Raw genomic sequence first — 16,123 nt, forward strand, 5'->3', positions numbered from 1 at the left:
GATACGGTGAATTGTCATGGTTGAAGCCACGTTGAAACAATTTTCTCCCTATGTCTTGAAAGAGGGAGAAACATACATGAATGACCTGCAACTGTCCCATTTTCGCCATCTTCTTGAGAGTTGGAAGGCGGAATTGGGGCAGGACATCGACCGAACGGTCCATACCATGCAGGATGAAGCGACGGTGTTTGCCGATCCCAATGATCGTGCCAGCCAAGAGTCGGATATGGCACTGGAATTGCGTAACCGCGATCGCGAACGCAAGTTGATCAAAAAGATCGATGAAACCATTGCCAAAATAGAAGCCGGTGATTATGGCTACTGCGAAAGTTGCGGGGTTGAAATCGGTATCAAACGCCTTCAGGCACGACCCACTGCCAGTTTGTGCATTGATTGTAAACAGTTGGAAGAAATGCGCGAGCGTCAGGTCGCCAAGTAATTTTCAAAGGCATGATTGATGCAGGCAGACCCTGAGGGCCTGCCTGCAATCAGATTCGTACGAGGGATTTCAGAAGAGTCCAACTCAACTCCCAATGTTCCAGCGGTCTTCGTTGGAATTGACTGGAACTGAATTGGTGCCAACGTCCAATGACGATATTCATCAGTAGATTGGCTTGCACCGTAATGGCACGGTCGCTGGATATTTCGCCGTGGGTGACGGCAAGACGCAGGCTTTGCCGAAGCGAAGCTTCCAAACGTTCACAGAGTTGCGCAATGCGCACCAGCAACCGTTCATTTTCATGATGCAGAACTTCTCCGGTAAGCACACGGGTCATGCCGGGATTTTTTTCTGAAAAAGCCAGAAGAAGAGTCAGGGTGGCCTCCACCTGAGCCAGACCTGAGGGTAAGTCGACGGCGATGCGGTTGATTCGGGTAAACAGGGTTTGTTCGATAAATTCGATCAAACCTTCGTACATTTTTGCCTTGCTGGCAAAATGACGGTACAGGGCCGCTTCAGACACTTTCAAGTGACTGGCCAGGAGTGCAGTGGTGATTTTTTCTGATTGAGGTCGTTCCAGCAGAGAAGCCAGCGTATGCAGGATTTCCTGACGCCGTTCTCCCGTATTGGCACGGGAACGAGAAACGGGGGGTTCCGGGGTGGACATGGTGCGTTGTATGGGCAGGAATGTCGTTGAGTGAATCCCTGTATTATAGCGAACCTGGCTTGAATCAAAGAGTTTCATTTTTCAAGTACTGCCAGTCCCCATCGACCGTGTTAAAATCAGAGACGTTTCCATTATCTAGTCAGAGGTCGGGTCATCGTGGCAGGACATTCCAAATGGGCCAATATCAAGCACAAGAAAGCCGCTGCCGATGCCAAGCGCGGTAAGGTTTTTACTCGCCTCATCAAGGAAATTACCGTGGCGGCGCGCATGGGCGGCGGGGACGTTGGGAGCAATCCGCGATTGCGTCTGGCTGTGGAAAAAGCCTATGACCAGAACATGCCCAAGGACACCATCGAGCGTGCCATCAAGCGGGGAAGTGGCGATCTGGAAGGCGTCAATTATGAAGAAATACGCTATGAAGGGTATGGAATCAACGGAGCCGCAGTGATGGTGGATTGCCTGACGGATAATCGGACCCGTACCGTGGCCGATGTGCGCCATGCCTTTACCAAGCATGGCGGTAATTTGGGTACGGATGGTTCGGTATCCTTCCTGTTTGTGCATTGCGGGCAAATGCTTTTTCCCCCGGGAACGGACGAAGACCGCTTGATGGAAGCGGCTCTGGAAGCGGGGGCGGATGATGTTCTCCATCATGAAGACGACAGTTTTGAAGTGGTGACCCCCCCCTATGATTTTAGTGCCATCCGACAAGTTCTGGAGAAAAGTGGATTCAAGGCGGAATTTGCCGAAGTGACCATGAAACCCCAGAATGAGGTGGAATTTTCCGGGGATGAGGCTGTACGTATGCAGAAACTCATCGATGCCCTGGAGTCCCTCGATGATGTCCAAGCGGTGTATACCACCGCAGTTCTGTCCGAGTGAATGGTGGCCCTGCGTATTCTGGGTGTGGATCCTGGCTTGCGCTGCACCGGGTTTGGGGTCATCGAAGTGTCTCAGAGGGGTAAAGACCCTGAATATGTAACCAGCGGAACCATTACCACGCCTTTCCCTGCAGCGCTGCCAGCGCGTATCAAGGTGCTTCATGCAGGATTGACCAGTGTCATCGAGCATTATCAACCGCAGGTCATGGCGATAGAAATTGTTTTCGTCAATGTGAATCCCCAAGCCACCCTGTTGTTGGGTCAGGCACGGGGGGCCTTGTTGGCGGCAGCGGTCATGCGTGATCTCGAGGTCCATGAATATACGGCATTGCAAGTCAAACAGGCGGTGGTGGGGCACGGCCATGCCAGCAAGGAGCAAGTTCAGGCCATGGTCATGCGTTTGCTCAAATTAACCGAACTTCCTCGGGTCGACCCTGCCGATGCCTTGGCCTGTGCCCTGCGGCATGCTTATGGAGACCTTTTGCCGGCGGTTGCCGCAGGGCGCCGATCCACCCGTTGGCGTTCAGTGCCGGGACGTACAGGAAACCCTTCATGATTGGACGTTTAAGTGGAATCGTCGTGCACCAGGCCCCTCCCTGGATAGTGGTGGAGGTACAGGGAGTGGGGTATGAACTGGAGGTTCCTTTGGGAACGTTCACGCGTTTGCCGGCGCAGGATGTGACTGTACGATTTTTGACGCATCTCGTGGTACGGGAAGATGCCCATCTGCTGTATGGATTTCTGGAAGAAGAAGAGCGGCAGGCATTTCGACAACTGTTAAAAATCAGTGGAGTGGGGCCTCGTCTGGCGCTGGCCGTATTGTCCGGGCTTTCTGTGAATGCGTTGGGACAGGCGGTAGAACGGCAGGAGGTGGATCTCTTGACACGCATTCCCGGCATTGGGAAAAAAACTGCGCAGCGCCTCCTTCTGGAGTTGAAAGAAAAATTGATCCTGTCCCCCTCACCTGAAGGACCGTTGCCTAATTCCATAGGTTCCACTTTTACGGTGGAATTGGCGCAAGCCTTGGGCAACTTGGGTTACAACGAACGTGAAATCCAATGGGCAGTGAAGCAATTGCCGGCAGAGGATTTGACGTTGGAGCAGGGAATTCGCATGACTTTGGGCTGGCTGGCACGTCGGGAGTCCTGATCCCATGACAAGATCCGAGGTGAGGAAAAGCAAATGATTGAACAGGATCGCCTGATTGGGGGGAACCTGGAGTCGCGCCAGGAAGAAGTTCAGGAACGGGCATTGCGTCCACGACAACTGGACGATTATGTGGGGCAGAAAAAGGCACGCGCACAACTGGAGATTTTCATCGAGGCTGCGCGTCGGCGCAAAGAACCCCTGGATCATGTCTTGTTGTTTGGTCCGCCGGGACTGGGAAAAACGACTTTGGCGCATATCATTGCCCATGAAATGGGTGTCAATTTGCGTCAAACTTCAGGACCGGTACTGGAACGGGCAGGGGATCTGGCCGCCTTGCTGACTCATCTGGAGCCTAACGATGTGCTCTTTATCGATGAGATCCATCGCTTAAGTCCGGTGGTGGAAGAAATCCTTTATCCGGCGCTTGAGGACTACCAGATCGATATCATGATTGGGGAAGGACCGGCAGCCCGTTCTGTTAAACTCGACTTGCCGCCGTTCACTCTGGTGGGGGCAACCACGCGGGCCGGGATGTTGACCAACCCTTTGCGTGATCGATTTGGTATCGTGGCCCGACTGGAGTTTTATACGGAAGATGAATTGTCCCGGATCGTGACCCGTTCAGCCCGTTTGCTGGGGATGGACATGGACGAAGCGGGAACCCGTGAGGTGGCACGCCGTTCCCGAGGGACCCCCCGTATTGCCAATCGCCTGTTAAGACGGGTTCGTGATTACGCAGAGGTCTGTTCACAAGGGTGCGTCACACAGACTGTTGCAGATGCCGGTTTGAAATTGTTGGAAGTGGATGACAAGGGTTTGGATATGATGGACCGCAAGTTATTACAGACGGTCATCGAGAAGTTTGCCGGTGGGCCGGTGGGACTGGATACCCTGGCTGCTGCCATTGGAGAGGAACGAGACACCATCGAGGATGTTCTGGAACCTTATCTGATCCAGCAAGGATACCTGCAACGCACCGCGCGGGGACGTATGGCAACGGCTGCTGCCTTCCAGCATTTTGGCTTGCCTTCGGCGGGAGGAAAAACTATCGGTGAATTGATACTGGAAGAGCGCTCATGAATGTCCGGCGAATTGAGGTTCCCCTTCGGATATACCATGAAGACACGGATGCTGGTGGGGTGGTTTATCATGCCAACTATTTGCGCTACATGGAACGAGCTCGCACGGATTGGTTGTATGAACGGGGGTTCGATCATGAGCGCGTTGCGCATGAACATGGAATCTTATTCATGGTCCGCAGTATCGAGATCAAATTCCAGCGTCCGGCCCGTTTGGGGGATAACTTGCTGGCTGTGGCTGAACTGGCAGGGGTGCGTCATGGCTTGATGACCTTCCGGCAGTCGGTCATGCGGGGCGAACAAAGTCTGGTACGCGCGCAGGTGGTGGTGGCCTGCGTGACAGCGAAGGATTTTACGGTAGCGGCCATACCGCCTACCTTGGCGAATTTTCTGGGAGTGGAAGGGTGAATATTACTTCGGATATTTCATTAGTGAGTTTGGTTCTCCAGGCCAGTATATTGGTTCAGATCGTGATGGGACTATTATTGTTGGTATCGCTCCTGTCCTGGACCTATATCTTTACAAAAATGTTGACTTTGGGTAAGGCCCGTCGTCAAACAGCAAAATTTGAAGAAGAGTTCTGGGCGACTTCGGATATTGGCGCTCTTTATCAGCGTGCCGCGGGGCATAACGAAAATAGCGGGGCATTGGAACGGATTTTTGAATCCGGCTATCGGGAGTTTCTTCGTCATCGTAAATCCGGGACACTGGAAACGGCAGCCGTTACCAGTGGGGTGCAACGGGCCATGAAAGCCACATTTCAGCGTGAAACCGATCGCCTCGAGTCGCATCTGGCTTTTTTGGCAACCGTGGGCTCGGTCAGTCCTTATGTGGGATTGTTCGGGACAGTATGGGGAATCATGAATGCCTTTCGGGGTCTGGCCAACGTGGGCCAAGCAACTTTGGCCCATGTGGCGCCGGGCATCGCTGAAGCCCTGGTGGCCACAGCCATGGGCCTGTTTGCGGCAATTCCTGCAGTCGTGGCCTATAATCGTTATGCCCATGACACGGACCGGTTATCCAGTCGTTTTGAAAGTTTCATGGAGGAATTCTCCAATATTCTGCAACGTCAGTTCAAACCGGCTCAGAACGGGCGTTGATCATGGCACGCAAACCACGGCGCATGATGAGTCAGATCAATGTGGTTCCCTACATTGACGTCATGCTGGTGCTTCTGGTCATCTTTATGGTGACGGCCCCCATGATCAATCCCGGACAGGTGGATCTGCCTTCGGTGGGGCAAAATCTGGCCCAGTCTCAGGATCCGGTGCAGGTGATCCTGCATCTGGATGGGCATTTGACGGTGCTGGATACTCATCAGGGCAGTGAAGAACAGAGTGTGACCCGTGATGGACTGGTGGACAGGATGGGGGCTTTACATCGTTCGGAGCCAGACCGTCCAGTAGTCATTGCGGCAGATCGTGCCGTGCGCTATGAAGAAGTATTACAGGTCATGGATCTGCTGAAAAAGGCGAAGATCAAGCGAATTGGCTTGCTGGCGCGGGGGCGCTCCGGTTGATGCCTGAGACCATTGATCACGAACGGGGAGTGCGTCTATGGGCCTGGATTCTGGCATTACTGGTTCATGCCCTGTTTGTGGCTGTCCTGGTATTTGGTGTGTCCTGGCAACGACATCCCGAGCCTGCGCCCATGATGGCCGAACTATGGTCGGATATCCCAAAACCAGCCACCGTTACGGAAGTTACCCCGCCACAACCCGTAACGCCTGAGCCGCCAGCTCAGCCAGTACCTGCTCCAGTCCTTGCTCCTCCCCCTGTGGCGTCCACTCCGGCCCCTCGTTCTGAACCTAAACCGGTCTTGCCAGCAACGCCCAGCGCGGCAGACATTGCACTCAAGAAAAAAAAGGAAAAAGCGGTGCAGGAAGCGAAACGTCAGGCAGACCAAAAGCAACGGGAGAAAATGCTGGCTGAGCAGTTGCGTCAGGAGCGTCAGGATGCGCTCAAAGAAGAAAGAAATGATGCCAAAATGCGTGCTGATGCCGAGGTGCGCCACCGTCAAGCCGAACAGTTGGCTCAGAATGCCCGTGCCGCTCAAGCGGCAGCAGTGGATCGTTACAAGTTGGCCATCATCAACAAAATCCGCGGGAACACGGAAGTTCCCGAAGGTGTTCCTGCCGGGTTGACGCTGGAGGTAGATGTCACCATACTGCCTGATGGAGGGGTTCTGGAGCCTGTTAGAATCGTCAAGTCCAGCGGCGACCCGCGCTATGATCAGGCGGTTCTGCGCGGTATCCTGCGTTCCCAGCCTTTACCCTTGCCCAGTGACGTGGCTTTACGTCAACTATTTCGAGTGACTCATCTACAACTCCATCATGAAAAATAACTTGCTCATTTTCATCGCTCTCCTGTTGGCACTGATTCAAGTGCCGGTTCATGCGGATATGACTCTCGAGATCGTCACTCAGGGAGCGCAACTGACTCCTATTGCCGTTTTGCCCTTTGCTGGGGATGGGCTGGGTTCTCACCAACTGTCTGCGGTCATTGCTGCTGACCTCAAACGTTCCGGTTTATTCGACCCGCTGGATACTCGAGGAGTCTCTCCTGCACCTGCCGATGTGGAAGGGGTGAATTGGGATACCTGGCAGGCCCAACATGCCAACTTTATCGTAGTGGGGAATGTTCAGGAAGAACCGGCGACCCATCATATCAAACTGAATTTTCGCCTGGTGGAGTTGCCCAACCGAATGGCACACCTCAACCTGTCTTTTGACGGATCCGAGGACCAGTACCGTATGGTGGCACACCATGCGGCTGATGCCATTCTGGAAAACATCACAGGTTACAAGGGCATGTTCAGTTCACGCATTGCCTACATTACCCAGCATGGTTCTGCCCGCAGTCTCAAGGTGGCAGATAGCGATGGCTTCAATGAGCAGAGCATGCTCCATACCAATGAACCGATTCTGTCCCCCAAATGGTCGCCTGATGGTCAGCGTATGGCCTATGTGACTTTCGAGCTCAATCGCCCCATGGTAGTGGTACAGACACTGGCTACCGGGGTTCGTCATGTGGTGGCCCGCTATAAAGGTAGCAACAGTGCTCCGGCCTGGACCCCTGATGGACGGCATCTGGCTGTGGTTCTGACCAAGGATGGGCATTCACAGATATACCGGATATCCCTCGATGGTTCGGAGGCGCCAGAACGTCTGCTTTCAAGCGGAGGAATCGACACGGAACCTTACTTTTCACCGGACGGGCAGACCCTGTACTTTACTTCCGATCGAGATGGCGGGCCTCAGATTTACCGAATTGCCCTGAGTGATCTGCGTGGGGCTCCAGAACGTCTGACCTTTGGCAGTAGTTATGCGGTTTCTCCCAGGTTGAGCCCGGATGGCAAGCAACTGGCATATATTCAGCGTGATGGAGGAGCATTTCATGTGATGCTCATGGATTTGGCAACGAAGCAGACTCAGCCCATGACGGAGACCTCACTGGACGAGTCTCCGACCTTTGCCCCCAATGGGAAATACCTGCTCTATTCCACTCAAGATGGAGGGAGAGGTGTTCTGGCCATCGTCAGTACTGATGGGCGAATCCGTCAGAAACTGTCGACCCAGACGGGAGATGTTTATGAACCCGTTTGGGGGCCGTTGCAGTAAACCTAAGAACGGGGGTATGCGTTATACTGGACGCAGCATTCGCAACCACTTTTTGAGTTTTACGTCAACCCATTTTCTTAACAAGGATAATCATGAAAAAAGCTCTTCTCGCATTGGCTGTTACCAGTGTTCTGGCTGCCTGTAGTTCCACTCCAACCGAGGAAACCAGCGCGCCCGTGGCACAGAAAACCGCTGCGCCCGTGGCTGTGGTTCCTGCGCAGCCCATGGCCAAAGAACCGGTCACGGTTTCTTTGTATCCTGCCAAGGGGGTGGGGGGGGCGTTGGGTCAACGGACCATTCATTATGCTTTCGACAAGTACACAGTCACGGATGAATTCATGCCCGTGGTTGATGCCCATGGCGATTTTTTGCTGTCCCATGGGGATGCCAAGGTCACCCTGCAAGGGAACTGTGACGAGCGTGGCAGCCGTGAATACAATCTGGGCCTGGGACAGCGTCGTGCCGACAGCGTGCGCAAGATCCTGATGGCCAAGGGAGTGAAGGATAGCCAGATTGAAACGGTCAGTTTTGGCAAGGAAAAGCCTGTCAATCCTGGGCATAATGCCGCCGCCTGGGCAGAGAACCGCCGCACGGATATCGTTTACCAAGGCGAGTAATTTTTATTCGTAACCATTGCCCGGCGAGAGTATTACCACCTCGTCGGGTTTTCCATTTCTGGTGACCATGAAAACCACCTTCAAATCCTCGTATTTTCTACTGGTTCTGAGTCTGCTTTGCGCAGGCCATGTTCGTGCGAGCCTTTTGTCCGATGAAGAGGCCCGGCAGGGCGTGGCAGACCTCAAGAGCCAGCAAACCGTCTTGAGTCGCCAACAACAGACGATGGATGAGCGAGTCACGCGCATGGAAACTGCGCTTCAAGGCTATCCGGATCTGGTCATGCGTTTGGACAGCATGAGTCAGGATCTGGCCCAGATACGGGGACGTATCGACAGCCTGGCCAATCAACTGGACGTGGAAGACAAGCGTTTTCATGACTTGTACATGGATCTGGATTCTCGTCTCAAGGCCGTGGAAACTGTTTTGCCCAAACCTGAAGGGGCCGGATCGGTTTCTGGTTCCCCAGGTGTGGCGAACGGAAAAGAGGGTGCTGTCCCCTCTGCAGGTACAGCAGAAAGCGGGAAGAATTCTCTGGCGGTGGCAGATAATGGGTCAAAACCAGAGAATGCATCTGATGCCAAAACGCCCTCTGCGGACTATGATGCGGCTCTATCTGTATTCAATGCGGGAAATTACGTAAAATCCCGGAAGTTGTTCGAAGCCTTTGTGAAGTCCAATCCTGACGACGACAAAGTGCCCAATGCGCTCTACTGGATCGGAATGAATCAGTTATTACTCAAGGATTACAAAGGGGCTCGTGCAACCAATCAACACCTTTACAAGTCTTTTCCGGACTCGGCCAAGACCCCTGATGGGTTGCTGAATCTTGCGGCAGCTTGGTTGGGGTTAGGGGAACCTGCTACAGCAAAAGCCACATGGAAGATGATCATCGCCAAGTATCCAGACAGTTCGGCTGCGCAGAAAGCCAAGGCCCGTCTTCGTCAGCATTGACAGCATTGGTTTTTTGGGTGATAATGCCGTGCTACGTTTGTCAGTTTGGGCCGTTAGCTCAGTTGGTAGAGCAGCGGACTTTTAATCCGTTGGTCGCAGGTTCGAATCCCGCACGGCCTACCAATAAATCAAGTGGTTACAGATAGTTCAAAGAAATTAAGTTTCCGCAATTAATGAAAAGTAAGGGAGCCTATTGCTCCCCTACTTGGTCTCGGTTGTGGTTTTGTCGTAGTCACGATCATTCCTGATCCTTTCGGCTGGATCGAAACGCCATGCTGTGCGAGACAGTGATGCGCATCCTGCCAGGTCACTTCAGGCTGTTGCAGAACCTTCTTGAGATCCTGCGCCGGTTCCTTGGATGCCCATGACTGAAACGAATGATCGTCCCCGATATTTATTTCAGCGCGACGCGCCCGTTCACTGATACGCGCACCATCTTCCTTGAGCAGCCCCCGCTCCCGTCGTTCAGCTCGGCTCATCCGGATAATTTTTGGACCTTCCTTGGTATCAAGGGTGATGTAGGGGCCGTTTGCCCGCCCATAGCCGAATTCTATTTCAAGTTCTCGCATACACCGGTCAAGGATGAAATAGTCTTTCTTGAACGGTGGTGAGATTGCGAGAAGCCTAGTGAAGTCCTGTCCACCGGGATTGATGGCAAACCTCTGGAGTTTGGTTATCGCCTGGCACTGAATTCCTGGCTTCAAAAAGCGGGCGCGGCCATGGCACAACGGCCCGATATTATTTTGGCCATGTCCAATGACTGGTGGGCGTATTCCAGTACCGCACCAGGAATTCAAATGGCCAGTACCAGAGCATGGGCGAGACTCATGGACATCCCATTGGTCATGGCAGTAAATTTGGGGCAAAGTCAAAAATCATCATCCGCATCGTGCCATTTCCGGACGGTCAGGTGTACTGGTGGGAAGGCTCACTGTTCGGCCAAGAGAAGTCATACAAGAATGGCCATTATGGCGCAGCGAAATAACAAGATAAACCAAGAAAACTAAAGTTTAGGCTGCCTCGTTGTCGTTCCCTGCACCTGATAAATTAGCCACGGCATGACTTCACTAACATGTCAGCACGCCAGTCAAAACAGTGGTTGATTATCCTTTGCAACTGATTTAAACTGGTCATCTGACTAGTCTTATGGGGTGCAATCATGAACACATGGCCTGTACAAGATGCAAAAGCTCGTTTCAGCGAGTTACTGGATGCCTGTGTCAACGAGGGGCCGCAACTGGTCACCCGGCGCGGGGCGGAAACTGCTGTTCTTGTTCCCATCACCGAATGGAAACGACTGAGCAATTCAGCGCTACCTTCTCTCAAGTCCTTGCTGCTTTCTGACATTGGGCGTGTTGACCTGAAATTGCCTCATCGCAAACTAGCCAAGCGTCGCCCTGCTGCAGTTCTGTAATGTTTCTGCTTGATACTAATATTGTTTCTGAGCTCCGCAAGATTCGTCCGCACGGTGCTGTGGTGGCATGGATTGAATCGGTAGCCGATGCTGACCTGCATCTCAGTGCGGTGACACTCGGTGAGATACAGGCTGGCATCGAGATTACACGGGATCAGGATGTAATCAAGGCAGTGGAAATTGAGGTATGGGCCGATCAGGCATCCGCCACTTATAATGTGCTGCCGATGGATGCGTCAACGTTTCGAGTTTGGGCGAAACTGATGCATCGACAATCGAATACTGTTTATGAGGATGCCATGATTGCAGCCACTGCAATTGTACATAAACTCACGGTCGTTACAAGAAACACTCGTGATTTTGAACGCTTCAACGTGCCGCTATTCAACCCGTTCGGGGATTAGTGTTAAGCTTATCGGGCAGCAAAGAACCTATTGCGGTCACACATCCACCCAGCTGCGCTGTCATTTGAACGACTGCTGTATTTCGGAACCGGTCGGAAGGCCAATTCACACTGCTCGGCCTGAACGGTCATTGAGAGCATGCTGCTTGAACGACAACTACGGTACGCATTTCCGACATTCGAGACGAAAATGATTTTATTTCGGTGACGCGATATCTTCCCTGAAAGACGCCGATCCTGATCGATATGCAACAGAAATTTGAAAAAGGATGGATTCTGAAGGATGGTTTGGCACATAATGGGATGGGCTTTTGTTGGGAAACCAAAGACTTGCCAGTCAAGTTCTTTGAGGGCGCTCAACCCCCATACCCTCATCTATTTTGCAAAAAACCGCCCAAACAACCCTCAAATAGATTGATCGCGCTCATGTGGCTTGTAACATAATATCCGGCAGAGCGTCTGTTCCTCATCGTTGACATATGTGAATAATCTCTGGAAATCATGACTATTTATAAATTTGGAATCACCGATTTTCAATGCATTGCTGCCGGTGCTGCTGTTCTTGGAAGTGGTGGGGGCGGTAGTTATAGTAATGCGGTCACTGTGATAGAAGAACTTGCAGGGTGTGGCTGGCAGGGTTCTGTTCAAGTGAGAGACTACGATGGATCGACAAATTGCTGTGTGCTGGCGATGATGGGGTCACCCGATGTCGCAGACAGTCTGACACTTGCAGATATTAAATATTCGATAGTTAATACCCTCAACACCTTTGAGAGTGCGACTGGAACAGTTCTGGGATGTGTTATTCCAGGTGAAATTGGACCAATCAATTCGATTGTTCCTCTCATCGCCGCAGCCATTTCCAATAAGGCTATTTGGGTCGTCAATGGAGACGGCGCCGGGCGAGCCGTACCGGAACTGCCACAAACCACGTATGGCGGTAGTGTCACGCTTGCTGCGGGCCCGTGCGCCTTGGCTAATAATGCCGAAGCGACACCAACTTTACAGTCCTCCCTATTGAATGCGGCAACTGCCGCCCAAATCGAAACACTGGCGGGCGGTATCGTTTCCGTTTTCGGCAGTTATGCCGGAATCGCGCTTTGGCCGTCCAATTCAATCAATGATTACGCTTTGACAGGCGGTTACATAGCCGAAACATTGTCGCAGACATGGGCATTTGGGAAATTTTTGTCAAGTGCCTCCACGCCACCCTCAACTGCCGAGGTTGCGCTGCAGATCGCAGGCATTACCGGACGCACTGCGACAGCGACGCTGAACAATTTTTATATCACTGCGGTTACGCAATCAACCACCAGTGCATCGCTCGATGCAGGAATCATCCGCCTCGACAATAACCCTGATCAAGCAAAAAGCACTGAAACGCACTACATCTATAATCTGAATGAAAATCTGATCATGTATTCGAGTCTGAGCAACATGCCTGACATTATTGCGCCGGATTCAATCTGCTACTACTCGGAAACCACGGGTCTTGGCTTCTCCAATGCCACGAATGATCTGGCAGTATATTTTGATACACGCACAGGCAGGAGCACAGGCTACACTGTCAGTATCATCAAAGTCGAGGCCGCTTCCAAACTCTATAGTGCTGCGGGAGTCATGACTTCATTCGGCAGATTGCTGCGCGATATCGGCTATGCTGGCGCGCTCCCTTACTCTGTTTGAGGTTGCAGCCATGTCTGAACAGGATGCCAATAAGGAACGTCTGGAACTTGCCCTGGAAGCCGCCGGTCTGGATCTTTGGGAAAACGATCTGGTTACCGGTGAAGTAATCTGCAAGACGAGCAAAGTCTTCACTGAACTCGGTTATGGCGAAGAAGAATCACTCTCCTTCATGGACGATGTTTTTAAAATCGTCCATCCCGAAGATATTCCTCTGATTAAAACCGCTATCAATAATCATTTAAGGGGTATTGCAACGCAATACCGTTGTGAATTCAGGGTTCTTTCCAAGAGCGGTGCATGGGTCTGGTATGCCAACTACGGCAAAATCATGGATCGCGATGAAAATAACAGTGGCAGACGTTTTATCGGCGTAACATTTAATATCGATGACAGAAAGCGCAATGAGGAAATGCTTGCTGTTCGTGGGCAGGTATGGAGAACATTGGTGGAAAACTCCCCCGATACCATCGCTCGCTACGATCGTGAGTGCCGTCGTATATATGTCAATCTGGCGTTATCCACACTGATAGAGGGTGGCGAAAAAGTTTTGCTGGGAAAGAAACCTTCTGAATTTCCTGGAAGCCAGGATTACGTTGATTATGAAGCAAAGATCCAGGAGGTATTTGAAACGGGTCGAGACATCGAGTTCGAATTGAATATAAAAAGTCGTACTGGAAAGGAACTCTGTAATCATATCCGGCTGACGGCAGAGCATGATTCATCCGGCTCAATTGTTACGGTCATGGGAGTGGGACGCGATATCTCCGAGTTGAATATACAACGCCAGAAGATTAATGAAATGGCTTTCTACGATTCCCTGACTGGCCTGCCGAATCGTCGGCTTCTTATCGACCGACTACAGCATACACTGGCCTCCAGCACGCGTAGTAGCCTGCATAATGCTTTGATTTTCATTGACCTGGATAATTTCAAAACTCTGAACGATACGCTGGGTCATGATATCGGTGACTTATTGTTGAAACAAACTGCTCAACGACTCACCGCATGTATGCGGCAGGAAGATACCGTCGCTCGGATGGGAGGCGATGAGTTTGTGATTATTCTGGAAAATTTAAGCAATCATATACAAGAGGCCGAATTTCAGGTTGAGACCATTAATAAGAAAATTCTGACCATTCTCAATCAGCCTTACCAACTCGCCAATCATAATCGCCATATCACACCAAGCATTGGCATTGTCATATTCTCCGGGAATCAATTTTCTATTGATGAACTGATGAAACGTGCTGATATCGCCATGTATCAGGCTAAAAAAGCTGGCCGTAACACTATTCGGTTCTTTGATCTTGATATGCAGACTGCTATCGAGAACCGATCTTCCCTGGAAGAGTCGATAAAACACGCATTGTCTCGACAACAGTTTGAACTTTATTATCAGCCACAAGTAAATAGTACCGGCAGGATTGTTGGTGCCGAAGTATTGCTTCGCTGGCAGCATCCCGTTCATGGAATGATTCTTCCTGATGATTTTATTCCCATTGCAGAGGAAACCGGCTTGATTATTCCGATCGGTTTGCAAGTCATGAAATCTGTCTGTCGTCAACTTAAAATATGGGGTAACGGACCATTAAAAGATAATTTACATCTGTCTGTCAACATCAGTGTCTGCCAATTTCAACAGGAAGACTTTGTCAAAAAGATAATCAATGTGTTTGAGTCCGTCGATATCAATCCAGCACGCATTACGCTGGAAATCACTGAAAGCATGGTGCTGGGCAACATCTCTGAGACAATCAAAAAAATGCAGGCGCTCAAGAAAAAAGGCATTAAATTCGCAATGGATGACTTTGGCACAGGACATTCATCTTTATCCAGTCTTAAAAAACTACCTCTTGACCAAATTAAAATTGATCAGAGTTTTATTCATGACATACCCGAAAATAACGATGCGGCCGTTATTGTACAAACCATCATTGCCATGGGGAATAACCTTGGCATGGAAGTGATTGCGGAAGGAGTGGAAACAACTGCACAAAAGGACTTTCTTATACAACATCAATGTGTTAATTTCCAGGGTTATCTCTTCGGAAACCCGATGCCTGTGAACGAGTTTGAGCGTGTCTTCAAAGAGCAAGACTTTACCTGATTATGTCTCTATCTCAGTGCGCACCATCAGTTTCTTTCCAGAACAGGGAGTTGCATACATGAGCGCCACGGCAAGTCTTGGTACCATTGCTGCCAGGTCGAATCTTCGATTGAATCGATACTGCGACTCTGCCAGGTATCGACCGGCGTATTTTCGGAAATTAAAGGCGTGATGTGTTCCACTCAGCGCGGTCTTGAGGTTGCCCAGCACCACATTGAGCCAGCGGAAGGGCTCAATCTCCGTGCCCGCCTTGCCTTTGGGTGCGATCACCACGCGATGCGCAAAGCCCAGTCGCTCGACCACCTCAAACCCCAGCAGCCCATCGGAGGTCACGGTGCAATCCGGAGCAAGTGCAATGCTGGCCCAGGGCTTCAACGCCGCAAACGAGAAGTTCTTCACCGGGTCGAATCGCACCCGCATAGGCTTTCCGTTGCGCACTTCCAGGGCCACGACGAACGGCACTTTGTTGTCGGAGCCACGGCCGGCGCGACCACCGGTCAGTTCGCCACCCAGGTAAGCGTCATCGATACGGACATCGCCCTGCAAGGGCTTTGTGGCCTCGCGTTGGCGCATGGCTTCCATGATCTTGTGCTTGAGCAGCCAGGCGGCCCGCCACGAGATGCCGAGTTGGCGGCGCAGCGTGAGCGCTGCGATGTTGGTCTTCGACTGCGTGATCAAGTAGATCGCCAAGAACCACTTGGTAAAAGGCAGTCGGGAGTGTTCCATCATCGTTCCGGAGATCAGGCTGGTCTGATGTGGGCAATGACTGCACTGCCATGTCAGCAGGCCGCCGCGGCGGAATTGCGAAGCCGTCCGAGCCTGGCAGCGCGGACAACAGAAACCGTTCGACCAGCGTGCCTGGATGAAAGCGGCTTCGCACTGATCCTCACGCCCATAGTGCGCGATGAATTCACTCATCGACAACCCCTTCTGAAACTGGATACTGTTGATCGCCATGGTTCACCTCAAACGGTTTTCGCAAGAGGTCAGAATACTGTATATCTGTACAGTTATCCAGTGCGGACTGAGATAGAGACATAATCAGGAGAAAGCATGAATTAAAACTCTTTAAAAACGAAAAATAAATGGAAACTCAGTAAAGGCGTGCGT

The 16,123-nt window shown here is 51.6% G+C and carries 19 protein-coding genes and 1 tRNA gene; 17 read left to right on the top strand and 3 right to left on the bottom strand.

The features are described 5' to 3' along the window. Positions 1–16 precede the first annotated feature (16 nt). The gene (gene dksA / locus HO274_RS09775; protein ID WP_031595447.1) at positions 17–439 is read left to right on the top strand and encodes an RNA polymerase-binding protein DksA; all 423 of its coding nucleotides are present in this window, start codon (positions 17–19) and stop codon (positions 437–439) included. A gap of 49 nt (positions 440–488) precedes the next feature. Here dksA and slmA read toward each other — a convergent pair whose 3' ends face one another. After that, positions 489–1,106 carry a nucleoid occlusion factor SlmA gene (gene slmA / locus HO274_RS09780; protein ID WP_420537404.1) on the bottom strand — a complete coding sequence of 206 codons (618 nt, stop codon included), beginning with the start codon at positions 1,104–1,106 and terminating at the stop codon, positions 489–491. Between the two features lie 156 nt (positions 1,107–1,262). On the opposite strand from slmA, the gene HO274_RS09785 reads away from it, so the two are divergent. The 12 genes from HO274_RS09785 to HO274_RS09840 all read left to right on the top strand — a co-directional run bounded on the left by HO274_RS09785 (position 1,263) and on the right by HO274_RS09840 (position 9,526). Beyond that, positions 1,263–1,988 carry a YebC/PmpR family DNA-binding transcriptional regulator gene (locus HO274_RS09785; RefSeq protein WP_031595445.1) on the top strand — a complete coding sequence of 242 codons (726 nt, stop codon included), beginning with the start codon at positions 1,263–1,265 and terminating at the stop codon, positions 1,986–1,988. Then, the gene (gene ruvC / locus HO274_RS09790) at positions 1,989–2,543 is read left to right on the top strand and encodes a crossover junction endodeoxyribonuclease RuvC (RefSeq protein ID WP_031595444.1); all 555 of its coding nucleotides are present in this window, start codon (positions 1,989–1,991) and stop codon (positions 2,541–2,543) included. It begins immediately after the preceding gene. Then, the gene (gene ruvA, locus HO274_RS09795) at positions 2,540–3,136 is read left to right on the top strand and encodes a Holliday junction branch migration protein RuvA (protein ID WP_273119169.1); all 597 of its coding nucleotides are present in this window, start codon (positions 2,540–2,542) and stop codon (positions 3,134–3,136) included. Before ruvC ends, ruvA begins: the two co-directional genes overlap by 4 nt. A gap of 33 nt (positions 3,137–3,169) precedes the next feature. Further along, complete coding sequence (gene ruvB, locus HO274_RS09800) at positions 3,170–4,216, top strand: Holliday junction branch migration DNA helicase RuvB (protein ID WP_031595442.1); 1,047 nt, start codon at positions 3,170–3,172, stop codon at positions 4,214–4,216. Continuing rightward, on the top strand, positions 4,213–4,623 hold the full coding sequence (ybgC, locus tag HO274_RS09805; protein ID WP_273119174.1) for a tol-pal system-associated acyl-CoA thioesterase: 411 nt from the start codon (positions 4,213–4,215) through the stop codon (positions 4,621–4,623). Before ruvB ends, ybgC begins: the two co-directional genes overlap by 4 nt. Then, the gene (tolQ, locus tag HO274_RS09810) at positions 4,620–5,315 is read left to right on the top strand and encodes a protein TolQ (RefSeq protein WP_031595439.1); all 696 of its coding nucleotides are present in this window, start codon (positions 4,620–4,622) and stop codon (positions 5,313–5,315) included. The genes ybgC and tolQ overlap by 4 nt, the downstream gene beginning before the upstream one ends. A gap of 2 nt (positions 5,316–5,317) precedes the next feature. After that, entirely contained in the window at positions 5,318–5,734 is a 417-nt protein-coding gene (tolR, locus tag HO274_RS09815) for a protein TolR (RefSeq protein ID WP_273119180.1), read from the top strand. Next, the gene (tolA, locus tag HO274_RS09820; protein ID WP_035416954.1) at positions 5,734–6,558 is read left to right on the top strand and encodes a cell envelope integrity protein TolA; all 825 of its coding nucleotides are present in this window, start codon (positions 5,734–5,736) and stop codon (positions 6,556–6,558) included. The genes tolR and tolA overlap by 1 nt, the downstream gene beginning before the upstream one ends. Further along, positions 6,548–7,834: a Tol-Pal system beta propeller repeat protein TolB gene (gene tolB / locus HO274_RS09825; protein WP_273119183.1), complete on the top strand. Its 1,287-nt coding sequence runs from the start codon at positions 6,548–6,550 to the stop codon at positions 7,832–7,834. Before tolA ends, tolB begins: the two co-directional genes overlap by 11 nt. Positions 7,835–7,926: 92 nt before the next feature. Next, positions 7,927–8,451, top strand: coding sequence for a peptidoglycan-associated lipoprotein Pal (gene pal / locus HO274_RS09830; protein WP_031595435.1), 525 nt, complete (start codon positions 7,927–7,929; stop codon positions 8,449–8,451). A 67-nt stretch (positions 8,452–8,518) separates the two neighbouring features. Then, complete coding sequence (gene ybgF / locus HO274_RS09835) at positions 8,519–9,403, top strand: tol-pal system protein YbgF (RefSeq protein ID WP_273119187.1); 885 nt, start codon at positions 8,519–8,521, stop codon at positions 9,401–9,403. Positions 9,404–9,450: 47 nt separating this feature from the next. Beyond that, positions 9,451–9,526: transfer RNA gene (locus HO274_RS09840), tRNA-Lys, on the top strand. 47 nt (positions 9,527–9,573) lie between these two features. Here HO274_RS09840 and HO274_RS09845 read toward each other — a convergent pair. Further along, positions 9,574–10,275 carry a hypothetical protein gene (locus tag HO274_RS09845; RefSeq protein WP_273119189.1) on the bottom strand — a complete coding sequence of 234 codons (702 nt, stop codon included), beginning with the start codon at positions 10,273–10,275 and terminating at the stop codon, positions 9,574–9,576. Positions 10,276–10,562: 287 nt separating this feature from the next. Here HO274_RS09845 and HO274_RS09850 point away from each other — a divergent pair, with 287 nt between their 5' ends. The 4 genes from HO274_RS09850 (at position 10,563) to HO274_RS09865 (ending at position 15,013) form a co-directional block, all read left to right on the top strand. Beyond that, entirely contained in the window at positions 10,563–10,817 is a 255-nt protein-coding gene (locus HO274_RS09850) for a type II toxin-antitoxin system Phd/YefM family antitoxin (RefSeq protein WP_031595431.1), read from the top strand. Further along, a complete protein-coding gene (locus tag HO274_RS09855; protein WP_031595429.1) occupies positions 10,817–11,221 on the top strand; it encodes a type II toxin-antitoxin system VapC family toxin in 405 nt (134 codons plus the stop codon). The genes HO274_RS09850 and HO274_RS09855 overlap by 1 nt, the downstream gene beginning before the upstream one ends. A 500-nt stretch (positions 11,222–11,721) precedes the next feature. Next, positions 11,722–12,906: an S-methyl thiohydantoin desulfurase domain-containing protein gene (locus HO274_RS09860; protein WP_273119195.1), complete on the top strand. Its 1,185-nt coding sequence runs from the start codon at positions 11,722–11,724 to the stop codon at positions 12,904–12,906. Beyond that, positions 12,878–15,013, top strand: coding sequence for a bifunctional diguanylate cyclase/phosphodiesterase (locus HO274_RS09865; protein ID WP_273119197.1), 2,136 nt, complete (start codon positions 12,878–12,880; stop codon positions 15,011–15,013). Before HO274_RS09860 ends, HO274_RS09865 begins: the two co-directional genes overlap by 29 nt. Here the strand turns inward: HO274_RS09865 and HO274_RS09870 are convergent, their stop codons facing one another. Further along, entirely contained in the window at positions 15,014–15,970 is a 957-nt protein-coding gene (locus tag HO274_RS09870; RefSeq protein ID WP_273119200.1) for an IS1595 family transposase, read from the bottom strand. Positions 15,971–16,123 lie beyond the last annotated feature (153 nt).

Origin of the sequence: Ferrovum myxofaciens (genome assembly GCF_013181415.1) — a bacterium.
GTDB classification, from domain to species: Bacteria; Pseudomonadota; Gammaproteobacteria; order Burkholderiales; family Ferrovaceae; genus Ferrovum; species Ferrovum myxofaciens.